This is a genomic window from Enterococcus sp. AZ188 (genome assembly GCF_050544075.1).
GTDB classification, from domain to species: domain Bacteria; phylum Bacillota; class Bacilli; order Lactobacillales; family Enterococcaceae; genus Enterococcus_D; species Enterococcus_D entomosocium.
Genome location: NZ_CP172943.1, coordinates 3,228,180 through 3,241,028, shown reverse-complemented (window position 1 = coordinate 3,241,028; position 12,849 = coordinate 3,228,180). Strand labels below are relative to the sequence as shown.

At 42.5% G+C, this 12,849-nt stretch carries 12 protein-coding genes; 9 read left to right on the top strand and 3 right to left on the bottom strand.

Features of this window, described 5'->3' with window-relative positions:
- Nucleotides 1-368: 368 nt before the first annotated feature.
- From abc-f to IGI86_RS14815, 7 genes are all read left to right on the top strand, one after another.
- Nucleotides 369-1,871 (top strand): ribosomal protection-like ABC-F family protein, encoded by a 1,503-nt coding sequence (gene abc-f, locus IGI86_RS14845; protein WP_086316601.1) that lies wholly within the window; start codon nt 369-371, stop codon nt 1,869-1,871.
- A gap of 469 nt (nt 1,872-2,340) precedes the next feature.
- Nucleotides 2,341-3,414 (top strand): ABC transporter ATP-binding protein, encoded by a 1,074-nt coding sequence (locus IGI86_RS14840; protein ID WP_005233711.1) that lies wholly within the window; start codon nt 2,341-2,343, stop codon nt 3,412-3,414.
- Nucleotides 3,414-4,295: a carbohydrate ABC transporter permease gene (locus IGI86_RS14835; protein ID WP_008379450.1), complete on the top strand. Its 882-nt coding sequence runs from the start codon at nt 3,414-3,416 to the stop codon at nt 4,293-4,295. Before IGI86_RS14840 ends, IGI86_RS14835 begins: the two co-directional genes overlap by 1 nt.
- Nucleotides 4,296-4,299: 4 nt before the next feature.
- The gene (locus tag IGI86_RS14830; protein ID WP_005228015.1) at nt 4,300-5,118 is read left to right on the top strand and encodes a carbohydrate ABC transporter permease; all 819 of its coding nucleotides are present in this window, start codon (nt 4,300-4,302) and stop codon (nt 5,116-5,118) included.
- The gene (locus tag IGI86_RS14825; protein ID WP_008379452.1) at nt 5,102-6,394 is read left to right on the top strand and encodes an MBL fold metallo-hydrolase; all 1,293 of its coding nucleotides are present in this window, start codon (nt 5,102-5,104) and stop codon (nt 6,392-6,394) included. Before IGI86_RS14830 ends, IGI86_RS14825 begins: the two co-directional genes overlap by 17 nt.
- Nucleotides 6,395-6,410: 16 nt before the next feature.
- Nucleotides 6,411-7,694, top strand: a complete 1,284-nt coding sequence (locus IGI86_RS14820; protein WP_008379453.1) for an ABC transporter substrate-binding protein — start codon at nt 6,411-6,413, stop codon at nt 7,692-7,694.
- A gap of 175 nt (nt 7,695-7,869) precedes the next feature.
- Entirely contained in the window at nt 7,870-9,417 is a 1,548-nt protein-coding gene (locus IGI86_RS14815) for a bifunctional metallophosphatase/5'-nucleotidase (protein ID WP_005228018.1), read from the top strand.
- Between the two features lie 43 nt (nt 9,418-9,460).
- Here the strand turns inward: IGI86_RS14815 and IGI86_RS14810 are convergent, their stop codons facing one another.
- The 3 genes from IGI86_RS14810 to IGI86_RS14800 are packed head-to-tail and all read right to left on the bottom strand — an operon-like array spanning nt 9,461 to nt 11,048.
- Complete coding sequence (locus tag IGI86_RS14810) at nt 9,461-9,622, bottom strand: hypothetical protein (protein WP_005233739.1); 162 nt, start codon at nt 9,620-9,622, stop codon at nt 9,461-9,463.
- Between the two features lie 33 nt (nt 9,623-9,655).
- Complete coding sequence (locus IGI86_RS14805; RefSeq protein ID WP_005233740.1) at nt 9,656-10,006, bottom strand: hypothetical protein; 351 nt, start codon at nt 10,004-10,006, stop codon at nt 9,656-9,658.
- 19 nt (nt 10,007-10,025) lie between these two features.
- A complete protein-coding gene (locus IGI86_RS14800) occupies nt 10,026-11,048 on the bottom strand; it encodes a lactonase family protein (protein ID WP_008379454.1) in 1,023 nt (340 codons plus the stop codon).
- Nucleotides 11,049-11,166: 118 nt separating this feature from the next.
- Between IGI86_RS14800 and IGI86_RS14795 the strand changes: the two genes are divergently transcribed.
- On the top strand, nt 11,167-11,520 hold the full coding sequence (locus IGI86_RS14795) for a PTS glucitol/sorbitol transporter subunit IIA (protein WP_008379455.1): 354 nt from the start codon (nt 11,167-11,169) through the stop codon (nt 11,518-11,520).
- Nucleotides 11,521-11,535: 15 nt separating this feature from the next.
- Nucleotides 11,536-12,717 carry an AI-2E family transporter gene (locus IGI86_RS14790; RefSeq protein WP_005233743.1) on the top strand — a complete coding sequence of 394 codons (1,182 nt, stop codon included), beginning with the start codon at nt 11,536-11,538 and terminating at the stop codon, nt 12,715-12,717.
- Nucleotides 12,718-12,849 lie beyond the last annotated feature (132 nt).

Below are 12,849 nucleotides of genomic sequence, written 5' to 3'. Positions count from 1 at the left end.
ACTCCTTTTGCCATCAGGACTAACCAACCTGATGGTTTTTTTTTGTTTTTTAATGAAATGTTTCCATCAAAAGCGGGGATAGTTTGTGAACAAAATATAAAGTTGGAATAGCAAGGAATAGCAAGCTTGCGCTTTTTTGTCGATCAATGCTATACTTAGGGCACTATTAAACGAAATGAGGGATCCTCCATTGAAAAATTAACCAATTTGTTGAAAGCTGCATGAAACTGTTCCTCCAAGGGGATAGTCTGCAGATTTTCAGGATTGGTTGACTTTTTCAATGGGGGATCTTTTTGTGTACCTCTAAAAACTGATTCTGAAAATAGCTTTAGTCTACTCTATTCCGTGAATAGAGACGAGGTATATTTATGTCGAATATCAGTATTAATCATTTAACTTTTGGCTTTGATAGCCAGGAACGGTTGCTTTTTGAGGATGCCAACTTGAACCTTGATACTCAATGGAAATTAGGGTTGATTGGCAGAAATGGTCGCGGCAAAACGACCTTGCTGCGTTTGCTGCTCAATGAATTGCCGTATAGCGGCTCGATTACCCATGAGCAGCAATTCGTTTATTTTCCCTTAACCGTCGCTGACGATCAGCAACTGACGCTTTTTGTTTTACAAGAATCAGGTGAATTTGAGCAGTGGCGTTTGGAACGAGAATTGAACCTGCTGCAACTTGATCCAGAAGTTCTTTGGCGGCCCTTTGCCACTTTATCTGGCGGCGAGCAAACGAAAGTTCTATTGGCGCGTTTGTTCGTTGATGAAGAGAATTTTGCTTTGATCGATGAGCCAACCAACCATTTGGATGTGACCGCTCGCCAACATGTTGCCCGCTATTTGCAGCAAAAAACCGGGTTTATCGTTGTGAGCCATGATCGACAGTTTGTCGATGAAGTCGTCGATCATGTATTGGCGATCGAAAAAAGCCGCTTGGTGTTGTACAAAGGGAATTATTCAGTTTATGAACTGCAAAAGCAGCAAAAAGATGCCTATGAGCAAGAACAAAACAGCAAGTTGAAAAAAGAAATCGGTCGTTTGAAGCAGACGGCAGCCGAGAAAGCGGAGTGGTCCCGAGGACGCGAACGGGACAAATTAGGGTCGCCGACCAAAAAAGGCAGTGGGGCAATCTATGATACGGGGGCGATCGGTGCCCGAGCGGCACGGACCATGAAGCGCTCGAAAGCGATCGTTAAACGGATGGAAGATCAAATTCAAGACAAGTCTGCGTTGTTAAAAGACATTGAGTGGATCGATCCTCTGAAAATGACCCCGCTTGTTAGCCATCATGACGTGTTGCTGGAAGCAGAGCATTTTCAGCTCGGCTATGAGAAGCCTTTGTTTAAACCGCTGACGTTTGCGATCCGTCAAAAAGAGCGCTTGGGGATTCAAGGGGCCAACGGATCTGGCAAGTCCAGTTTGATTGCGAGTATTTTAGGTACTTTCGAAGGACAGCAGACAGGGACGATCAAAACAGCCCATGGGATCACCATCAGTTATGTTCGACAAAACTACGAGGACAATTGTGGGATGCTGACAGAGTTTGCCCAAGAACATGGCTTGAATTATCAAGATCTGCTAAATAATTTGAAAAAACTTGGCTTGGAAAGAGCTGTTTTTCAAACGCCGATCCAGCAAATGAGCATGGGGCAGCGTAAACGCGTGGAACTAGCCAAATCATTAGCAACACCAGCAGAATTGTTTATCTGGGATGAACCTCTGAATTATTTGGATGTCTTCAATCAGAAGCAATTAGAGGAAGTAATCCATTTGGTGGAGCCTTCTATGCTGATCATTGAACACGACCGTTATTTTCTTGAGCAAGTCTCAACGAAATTGCTGACGTTGACGATCGATGAAGTCGAATAACTGAAGGGGAAAAAGGACGATTGTTTTCTTTGGGGAAACCGTCCTTTTTTGTTATTTTAATCGGAGAGATACTGACGATTTTAGTAAGTATTTAATAAGGGTGCTTTTGATAAAAAAGCTGTGTAAAAATAGTGTTATTATACACAGGTATGTATATTTGATAAAATTCATTCATTTTTTCATGAAAATTTTCGAAAAATGACGAAATGTTCGGGATTAGCGGGTAGAATTCCCTTTGGATCACTCATCGTTTTCTCATTGTTTGGTAAATTAATTAAAAATTCTTTCATAATTCCCATTGGTTTTTACAAAACATTTACAATAATAGTATCGAATAAAAACATTCGTTTGTTATGATTAAAATCGAATTTCTTTGAGCGTTTGACCGAAACATCAAGAGTTCGTTTTTTTTGTGACTTGAAATGCCAGTCAACTATTCGGAGGAAAAAGAGAAAATGGAGGGGCAGTTTTGATAGAAGTAGTCGGGTTGAAGAAGGTTTTTGATAATAAGTTCGAAGCCTTGAAAGCAGTAGATTTTACAATAGAAAAAGGCGATTTGGTTTGTTTGTTGGGACCTAGTGGTTGCGGGAAATCGACGATATTGAATTTGATCGCGGGGTTGTTAAGTCCCACCGATGGTGATATCCGCTTTAATGGTACTTCCGTTGTTAAGACGGAGCCGAAAGACCGCAATATCGGGTTTGTTTTTCAGAACTATGCCCTTTATCCCCATATGACTGTGTTAGAAAATGTCATGTTTCCCTTGACAGTCGGAGAGAAAAAAATCAAGAAAAACGAAGCACAGAAAATTGCTGAAAAGTTCATGAAGCTGACCAATATTGAAGAATTAAGTCAGAAAAAACCAGGAACCCTTTCCGGTGGACAACAGCAACGGGTCGCCATTACTCGTGCTTTGGTGCAAAGTCCAGAAGTGTTACTGCTGGATGAACCATTGAGTAACTTAGATGCCCGTTTGCGCTTGAAGATCCGTGAAGAAATTCGTCGGTTAGTCAAAGAAGTAGGAATCACTACGATCTTCGTGACTCATGACCAAGAAGAAGCTCTTTCTATCAGTGATAAGATTATTTTGATGAATGAAGGGATCATTCAACAAAATGATGATCCGCAAAACCTTTACTTAGAACCAAACAATCTTTTCGTAGCGAAATTCATTGGTAATCCAATCATCAACATCTTGCCAGTAGAAGTCAAAGAGGGACAAATGATCCATCCAGCATTCACGATCCCAGTTGACCGCTTTACCGACATTCGCTTCAAGAAACCATTGACAGACGGCCAATATACGTTAGGTATTCGTCCAGAAGATGTGCTGACCACCTTACAAACGGGGTTGTTCCAAACAGAAATCAAGAGTGTGGAGCTGATCGGACGAGAACGAATCTTGAACTTTGATCTGGCTGCAAAACATATGAAATCGATCGTTAGTATTGAAGAGATCATTGAAGAAGGCGCGCAAGTGTCATTTGATTTTCATTACAAAAAAGCCTTTATCTTTGATGAAAAAGGAGAGCGGGTCTACTAATGTTCAAAAAAAATTATAACCCTGAGAATCAACCAAAGGCGTGGCTGTTTTTACTGCCTTCATTGGTCATTATTTTCTTATTCAGTGTGTATCCGCTGTTTCGTTCCTTCATCATGAGTTTCCAAAAAGGAACCTTGATTAACCAACAGTATGCTGGGCTTGAGAACTATCAAAGGGTTTTAACGGACCCCGTATTCTTTCGAGCACTGCAAAACACAGCACTGTTTGCTTTTGCGGTCGTGCCGATCTCGCTGATTCTCTCATTAGCGATTGCTTGGATCATTTTTGAAAAAGTCAAATACAAAAGTTTTTTTGAAACGATCTTCTTTATGCCCTATGTCACAAGTACGATTGCGATCGGGATCGTGTTTCGTTACTTTTTCAATGGCTCTTACGGGATCATTAATTATCTGCTAGGTCTTGTCGGCATTGCGCCAGTCAACTGGCTAGATAACGTCAACATGAGTATGACGACCTTGATCATCTTCGGCGTTTGGACGAGCCTCGCCTTCAACATTATTATCTTGTTGGCAGGAATGCGCAACATCGACAAAGAACATTATAAAATCGCAAAAATGTTTGGCGCTACCGATGGCGAAATTTTTCGGAAAATCACCTTTCCGCAATTGATCCCGACCTTTGCTTTCTTGTTGACGGTCAATCTGATCAGTGCCTTTAAAGTTTATACTCAAGTATATGCTTTGTTTGGCGGCCAGCCAGGGATCGCTCGTAGTGCAACGACGGCAGTCTTTTATATTTATGACAAATTCCATATCGCCGGACGTCCGGGGATTGCAATGGCGGCAACCGTGATCTTGTTCATCATTATTTTGCTCGTCACCTTTATCCAAAATAAACTTTTGAAGAAAGTGGGCGAATAAACGAATGAAAAAAATTGTCACGATTGTTTCGATGCTGTTTTTAGCAATTTTAGCAGTGATCACGCTGTTTCCCTTTGTCTATATGATTTTAGCTGGGCTAATGACCTACAGTGAAGCAACCAGTATTCCACCGACGATCATGCCAGAGTCCTTCCAATGGAGCAACTACGGGGAAGTCTTTACCCGAGCACCGTTTTTACGCTACTTCTTCAATACGGTCTTTGTTTCAGCGGTCACTACCATAGCGACGCTGATCACGGCAATTTTAGCTGCTTTTGCATTAACGAGTCTTGAATTCAAATACAAGCGTCTCGTGATTGGTTTGATGATCTCCTTACTGATGGTTCCTTATGAATCCATCATCTTTACCAATTACAATACGATTGCTCGAATGGGCTTATTGAATACGTATAGTGCCTTGATCATTCCGTTTCTGACCAGTATTTTTTACATCTATTATTTAAACGGTTATTTACAAAGTATTTCTAATACCTTTTATAAGGCAGCCAAAATTGACGGTGCCAGCGACCTAGCTTATATCCGCCGAATTTTGATCCCCATGTCTAAACCAGCCTTGGTGACAGTCGGGATTCTGACGTTCATCTCTAGCTGGAATTCTTTCTTATGGCCGTTGTTAGTGACGAATGAGAAAAAATACCGTCTCTTAAATAATGGATTGGCTGCCTTTACCACAGAAAGCGGCAGTGACGTTCATTTACAAATGGCGGCAGCGACCTTGACCGTCATTCCAATTCTGATCATTTACTTGATCTTTAGAAAAGAAATTATCAAAGGAGTGGCTAAAGATGGCATCAAAGGATAAAACAACGATCACCTTCCATAGCGGAATTTTAACGATTGGAGGAACCGTCATCGAAGTTGCGTACAAAGATGCCCATATCTTTTTTGATTTCGGTTCGGAGTATCATCCAGAAACACCCTTACCAGATGAAGAATTACAAACGTTAGTTGCGCATCGCTGGATACCAGAACTGAAAAATGTCTACGATCCACGCTTAGACTACACGTACCAAGGAAGCGAAACGAAAGAATACCAAGAAACAGCAGTTTTTCTTTCCCACGCCCATCTGGATCATTCCAAGATGATCAACTTTTTAGACCCAAATATTCCTATGTACACCTTGAAGGAAACCAAAGCGATCCTCGAAGTGTTGAATCAAAAAGGGGACTTCTTGCTGCCCGTTCCTCATGAGGAAAAAAGCTTTGTCCGAGAATTGATCGGCTTAGAACCCCATGATGTGATTCGGATCGGGGAAATCGAAGTCGAGATCATTCCAGTCGATCATGATGCGTACGGTGCGGCGGCCTTGTTAATTCGCACGCCGGATCATTTTATCGCTTATACCGGTGATTTGCGTTTGCATGGCTATCATCCAGAGCGTACCAAAGAATTCTGTCAATTAGCCAAACACACGGATCTATTGATGATGGAAGGGGTCAGCATCAGCTTCCCAGAAAGAGAACCGGACCCCAAAGCGATCACGGTGGAAAGTGAAACAGAATTGATTGAGACCTTCGTGCGTTTGGTCAAAGAAAATCCCCAACGACAAATTACCTTCAATGGCTATCCAGCCAATGTTGAGCGCTTTATGGCGCTTGTTGAAGCCGCGCCGCGGACGGTTGTTTTAGAGGCGACGCAAGCTGCTTTGTTGAAAGAAATTTTCAATAAAGATGTACCGTTCTATACGATCGATGATCAAGTACCAGCGACTCTCGATCCAGCCTTCGCCATTTCTTATCAGGCATTATGTGCCGACACGAGCCAGTACCTTTGGCAAGTAGTCGCGCATTTTGAAAACTTGCAAACAGGTGGATTGTATATTCACAGTGATGCGCAGCCGTTAGGCGATTTTGATCCAGCTTATCAAGTCTTTTTGGATCAACTGGCAGCACTGGAGATCGAATTTGTCCGTTTGCCAAACTCGGGACATGCGAAACCAGCTGATTTAGATCAGATCATTGCATGGATCGAGCCCCAACGATTGGTTCCAATCCATACGCTGAAACCAGAAAATCTGGTGAATCCGTATGGTGAAAGAATATTGCCGCAACGCGGTGAAAAAATTATTTTAGAGTGATAGAGGAGAGGAAAAAATGAAAACAAAGAAACTTGCATTTGCAGCAGCTGCAGCCGCGACATTGGTATTAGGGGCTTGTGGAAACAACAACGATTCATCTGGTTCTACCGAAAGTGATGAAATCGTTACAGAACTAAGCGATGATACGACTGTCACCTTTTGGCATGCAATGAATGGCGCGCAAGAAGAATCATTGACGAAATTGACGGAGCAATTCATGGACGAAAATCCAAACATCAAGATCGAATTGCAAAACCAATCCAGCTACTCTGATCTACAAGCAAAGGTGAATTCAACCTTGCCTTCACCAAAAGATCTACCAACTATCACCCAAGCATATCCTGGTTGGTTATGGAATGCTGCCCAAGATGACATGTTGGTTGATCTTGGCGAATACATCAACGATGATACTATCGGTTGGGGTGACCAAGAAGAGATCCGCAGTGCCCTTTTAGAAGGCGCGCAGATCGACGGCGTGCAATACGGGATTCCTTTCAACAAATCAACAGAAATGCTGTTCTACAATGCAGACATGTTAGACGAGTATGGTATTGACGTACCGACAAACCTTGAAGAATTAAAAGAAGCTTCTCAAGAAATCTATGAAAAATCAAACGGTGAAGTAGTAGGTGCTGGTTTTGACTCATTAAACAACTACTACGCCATCGCAATGAAAAACCAAGGTGTTGATTTTGACAAAGACTTGCAACTAGACAGCGATGAATCAAAAGAAGTCATCAACTACTACCTGGATGGTGTCAAAGAGGGCTACTTCCGAATCGCTGGTTCTGATCAATACTTGTCTGGACCATTTGCCAACGAGCAAGTCGCAATGTATGTCGGCTCAATCGCAGGGGAAGGTTTTGTTAAAAAAGATACCGAAGGCAAATTTGAATATGACGTAGCAGCTCGTCCAGAACCAATCAACTTGCAACAAGGAACTGACTTGTACATGTTCAACAGCGCAACACCAGAGCAACGCACCGCTGCTTTTGAATACATGAAATACTTAACTTCTCCAGAAGCGCAAAAAACATGGGCGATCGATACCGGCTACATGCCAGTTGTTGAATCTGTTTTGGAAAGCGATGAATACAAAAACAATCCTGAAACAAAAGTAGCTGCCAAATTAGAAGATGCAACCAAAGAATTGTTCTCGATCCCAGTGATTGAAAATGCTGATCCTGCTTACAATGAAATGCGCTCAATCATGGAAAACATTTTGTCTAATACAGATCAAGATGTCGATCAATTGATTGAAAACGCAAAACCACAATTAGAAGATGCTTGGAACCAATAATTCTGAATTTCTTCGTCAAAATAGGGTATAATCAGGGAAACACCTGAGATGAAACACCAAAGGGTTTGTATCATAAGGTTTGAAGACGCAAGGAAGCAGAATTTGCTGGCTTTCGAGGGTTTTCGACTTATGCGCATGCCCTTTTGGTGTATTGAGAGGAAAAGGAGTCTTTTGAATGAAAATCACGTTTTTAGAAACGAGCGATATGCATGGCTATGTCTATCCAACCAATTTTGCCGATGACACGGAACAAGGATTCGGCGTGGCAAAAGTTGCCACCAAAATGAAAGAACTGCGCCAAGCAGCCACCGGACCGGTCGTAACGATCGAAAATGGCGACTTTATCCAAGGCTCGCCCTTAAGCTATTACATTGCCAAAAGCCAGCACTCCGTTGCCGCATTGACCGCTGTCGTCAACCACCTAGACGTTGATGTTCATGTCTTAGGCAATCATGAGTTCAACTACGGTCTGCCTTATTTGCAAGAAGCGATCGCCAGCTACCAAACACCAGTACTGGCAGCGAATATTTTAAATGAAGCGGGAGAACCATTTTTTGGACAAGCCTACACCATCATTGAAAAAGAAGGGGTCAAGATCGCGATCTTAGGAATGGTGACGCCCTATATTCCTCACTGGGAACAGCCTGCGACGATTCGCGGGATGCAGTTTGTCAGCATCGTTGAGACAGCGAAAAACTATGTACCTTACTTACGAGAACAAGCCGATATTGTTGTTGTCAGTTATCATGGCGGCTTCGAGCGTGATTTAGTCACTGGGGAACCGACTGAATTATTGACCGGCGAAAATGAGGGCTATCAATTATTGCAGGAAGTCTCAGGAATCGATGCCTTCTTCACAGGACACCAACATCGTGAGATCGCCACAAAAATCAATGGTGTCCCTGTTGTGCAGCCCGGTTATCGTGGAAGCTTTATCGGCGCCATCGAATTGACGGTTGAAAAAAATCAGACAGGGGTTCATGTCACAAACAGTACGGCTGCGTTGATCCCTGTTGCGGATGCTGTCCCAGATCAAGAGACGTTGGCTTTGTTAGCACCCATCGAAGAAGAGTTACAAACATGGCTAGATCAGCCGTTAGGCAAAGTCAGTGGGGATATGCGAATCACCGATCCGATGGGGGCACGCTTGAAAGAGCATCCTTATATTGAATTCATCAATCGTGTTCAGATGGCTGCCAGTGGCGCCAAAATTTCTGGCACTGCTCTTTTCAACAATGAAGGCAAAGGCTTTGGCGCAACCATCACGATGCGGGATGTGATTACCAATTATATTTACCCAAATACGTTAGCTGTAGTCAAAATAACAGGTGCCGAATTAAAAGCTGCTTTAGAACAAACGGCGGATTATTTAGCCGTTGTTGACGGTCAGATCGTTTTCAATCCTGCTTTTATTGAACCAAAACCGCAATATTATAACTACGATATGTATGAAGGCATCGAGTATACGATCGATCTTAGTCAACCCGTTGGTCAACGAATCACCCGTTTGGACTTTGAAGAAAAAGCCATTGCGATGGACCAAGAATTAGAGATCGTCATCAACCAATACCGTGCCGTGGGCGGTGGCAACTACGCCATGTTTTCTGCCGAAAAAATCGTTCGTGAGATTCAAGTCGATATGACGGAACTGATTGCTGACTATTTGAAACAGCATCCTCAGATCGAAGCCACGACGAATCAAAACTTTCTAGTGACGTTATAATAGCAAAACAGCCTGCGATGAATGAATCATCGCAGGCTGTTTCTTAATTTTCTACATTACGTACATAGTCATCAAAGTATTTTACCAAATCCGCTTTGACTTGTTGATAGTCTTCTTCGGAATAGTCTTTGTCTTCTAGTTTTGCTTCGAAAAATGGCATGGCCAATTCTTCTCGTAAACGATCCAACACTTGTTCTTGGTTCATAACGTCACCTTTTTCACTTTTGATTTGATTTCATCATAACAAATGAAATGAGGCTGTCAATGCTTCGTAAGTGTCTTTCATTTTTTCTAAACGATTTTTTAAAGAAACAAAATCATCGTCATCATGAAAAAGGACTTGTTTTAATTCAAAATAATAGATCTCAAAAGCATCAAAGAAAGCAATGACTTCCGCTGTTTGCAGCTCTTTGGCAGTATCGCAGCGAATATAGGCTTTTTCAGCGATCGCATACGTTTCCGCAGTCGTTAATAGGACCAATGATTCATTGTATTTGCGGCTCGTCACTAGTTCAAAGGTTGATTGACATTTATTGTAGATATTAGAAAAATCTTTGAGCACGAGTTCCTTCGGTGTTTTATCAAACATGGGGGAATCCTCCAAAACTTTATTTTTTGAATAAGACGCAGACACATTCTGGTGCGTAGATGTCTTTTTCTAAGACAGTCAATTTGCCAGTGGCTTCATCGCGTTTGTATAACGTTAGGTTATCAGAATTTTGGTTGGCACAAACCAGATAATCGTTTGTCGGGTCCAAATCGAAATCGCGAGGGAAGTCGCCTTCTGTTGAGATTGATTGAACAAAAGCCAGGCCAGCGCCTTCATCGGTTACTTCAAAAACAGCGATTGAATTATGGCCGCGATTTGAGCTGTAAACAAAACGTCCATCGTTCGAGATACGTACCGCAGCGCCACTGTTGAAATCCGTAAAGTCCGCAGGGATCGTTGGCACCTTTTGGATTTTCTCAAAACTGCCATCTGCTTGATTGTAGCGTAAAACAGTCAATGAGCTGTCTAATTCGCCCACTAAGTAAGCGTATTGGTTATTTGGATGGAAGACTAAGTGACGAGGACCAGTTCCGTCTTCTGCCACATAGACAGCTACTTCTGTCAGTTTGCCATCTTCTGAAATATCATAAGTATAGACCCGGTCTGTTCCAAGGTCACAAACTGCTAAACGTTGGTCTGGTGTTAAGTCAGTATAGTGGACATGAGGTTTGTCTTGGTTTTCATGAGAGCCGACGGGTTCATCATGGTAGATGCTGTCCGTTGCTTCGATGCTGCCATCCTCTAGAATTTTATAAACATTCACTTCACCTTTATGGTAGTTGGCACCATATAAAAGCTGACGGGTTTCATCAACTGCTACATAGCAAAGGGGTGCGCCTTCTTCCGTTGCGGTATTCAGCAAGGTAAAGTCTGGGGTATAAGCAGCGGCGCCGCCGTTGCCAGCTACTTCTGTGACGCTGTAAACTGCTTCTTTTTTACTGCGGGCAAGATAAGTCGGACTTTTTTCTTCCGCGCATAAGGTCAAATCGGTCAGTGTTCCTTTTTCCGTATCTAAAGCGATCGAATAGATCCCTTTACTTTCGCGACGAGTGTACGTACCTAAATAAATCGTTTGCAACATAAAAAAACCTCCTAATAGTTTCATTCCTATTTAATTCTACCATAGAATGCGGTTTTGGGCGGGTAGAAAAACTCTTTATGTTATAATAAACGAGAAGATAGAAAGGGGAGTTTGTCATATGAAAAAAGGGACGATCAAAGAAATTGGTCCACAGGCGATCGATTCGCAAGAAAGAATGATCATCTTCTTTGGGGAAGAAGCGACCGATACATTGCGAGAATATTCAGTCATCCAAACGATTCCTGATTCGCAAGAGTTAGTCGTAAAGAAAGAGGATCAGATTACTTTTGGTGATCAGACCTATCAAGTCCAATATGTAGGAACGGTGGCTAACCAAATCCTGCAAACGATCCAGCATGTGACCTTTGTCTTTGACGAAGTGCCGGCTGAAGAACCGCTTTCAAGTGCGATTTATTTAACGCCAACTGTTTTGCCGAACCTAGAAGTCGGCATGCAAGTGACGTACAACTAGGAGGCAAAGAATGTCATGAAAGAAACGCAGAAAAAGCCGCATTCCTGGTTTTGGAAATGGTTTTTAAACAATCAAGCAGTGACCAGCTTGCTGGTCATTTTATTGATTCTCTTAATTTTGCTGCTCTTCACGAAAGTTTCATATTTGTTTGAGCCTGTCTGGCAATTTTTAGCCATCGTCGGATTGCCAATCATTTTGGCGGGGATCTTGTATTACTTGATGAATCCCACTGTTGACTATTTGGAGCGCAAAGGAATCAAACGAATTTACAGTATTTTTGGTCTTTTTGTTTTGGTGGTTGGTCTGATTGTCTGGGGGGTGGTGGTCATCATTCCTAAGATCCAAGAGCAATCCATGAGTTTTGCGGATAATCTGCCGGGGTATTTGACGATTATTGAGAATAAGGTGAATGAAATCTTGTCTGATCCAATCTTCTCGCAAGTCCAAGATCAGATCGAAGCTTCCAATGAGAAGTTGATTTCTTCTCTGACGGATATCGTCCAAAATCTTTCCCGCAGTACGATTCAAAATCTAGGTAGTTTCTTCGGGGCCGTTGCGACGATCGTTTTAGCGGTCATTACCATGCCGTTTATTTTGTTCTACCTACTGAAAGATGGCCGCAAACTAGCCCCTTATTTTGTCAAATTTTTACCAACCAAAATGCGCCAGCCGTCACTGATCGTTTTAAAAGAAATGAATGACCAGGTATCCTCCTATATTCGGGGACAGCTGACAGTGGCGTTTGCGGTCGCAGTGATGTTTATGATCGGCTTTAGTATTATTGGCTTAGATTATGCCATCACACTGGGGATTGCAGCTGGCTTTTTAAATTTGATCCCTTATTTAGGATCTTTTTTGGCCATGATTCCAGCGGTCTTTTTAGGAATTGTTGGTGGGCCGGTATTGCTGATCCAAGTCCTGATCGTCTTTGTCATTGAGCAGACCATTGAAGGACGCTTGATCTCACCGTTAGTTTTAGGAAACGAATTGTCGATCCATCCTGTCACGATTCTTTTAGTCCTCTTGACTTCAGGAAAACTATTTGGTCTTGTTGGGGTCATTTTAGGGATTCCTGTCTATGCGGCTGCCAAGGTGATCATTACCCATGTGTTTGAATGGTATACGCGGGTTTCCTCCTTGTATGAAGAGGAAGAACCAATCCTCGAAGCACCACCAGAGGACACCCCAGAAGTTTAGCAGCTTCGAGTGCAAAAGAGTCCATACGTATTATCAACGGTACAGCCTTTTTCTGTGGGCTGTACCTTTTTTGTGCGGATAAAAGAGCCAGCAATCACTGGGAAGTAATGCAAGATTTACAACCTATGAACG

What these genes read in the sequence shown, in the direction of transcription:
- IGI86_RS14835 (WP_008379450.1), top strand. Translation starts at nt 3,414, where the DNA reads ATGTTCAAAAAAAATTATAACCCTGAGAATCAACCAAAGGCGTGGCTG.
- IGI86_RS14805 (WP_005233740.1), bottom strand. Translation starts at nt 10,006, where the DNA reads ATGTTTGATAAAACACCGAAGGAACTCGTGCTCAAAGATTTTTCTAAT.
- IGI86_RS14830 (WP_005228015.1), top strand. Translation starts at nt 4,300, where the DNA reads ATGAAAAAAATTGTCACGATTGTTTCGATGCTGTTTTTAGCAATTTTA.
- IGI86_RS14800 (WP_008379454.1), bottom strand. Translation starts at nt 11,048, where the DNA reads ATGTTGCAAACGATTTATTTAGGTACGTACACTCGTCGCGAAAGTAAA.
- IGI86_RS14810 (WP_005233739.1), bottom strand. Translation starts at nt 9,622, where the DNA reads ATGAACCAAGAACAAGTGTTGGATCGTTTACGAGAAGAATTGGCCATG.
- abc-f (WP_086316601.1), top strand. Translation starts at nt 369, where the DNA reads ATGTCGAATATCAGTATTAATCATTTAACTTTTGGCTTTGATAGCCAG.
- IGI86_RS14815 (WP_005228018.1), top strand. Translation starts at nt 7,870, where the DNA reads ATGAAAATCACGTTTTTAGAAACGAGCGATATGCATGGCTATGTCTAT.
- IGI86_RS14820 (WP_008379453.1), top strand. Translation starts at nt 6,411, where the DNA reads ATGAAAACAAAGAAACTTGCATTTGCAGCAGCTGCAGCCGCGACATTG.
- IGI86_RS14790 (WP_005233743.1), top strand. Translation starts at nt 11,536, where the DNA reads ATGAAAGAAACGCAGAAAAAGCCGCATTCCTGGTTTTGGAAATGGTTT.
- IGI86_RS14825 (WP_008379452.1), top strand. Translation starts at nt 5,102, where the DNA reads ATGGCATCAAAGGATAAAACAACGATCACCTTCCATAGCGGAATTTTA.
- IGI86_RS14795 (WP_008379455.1), top strand. Translation starts at nt 11,167, where the DNA reads ATGAAAAAAGGGACGATCAAAGAAATTGGTCCACAGGCGATCGATTCG.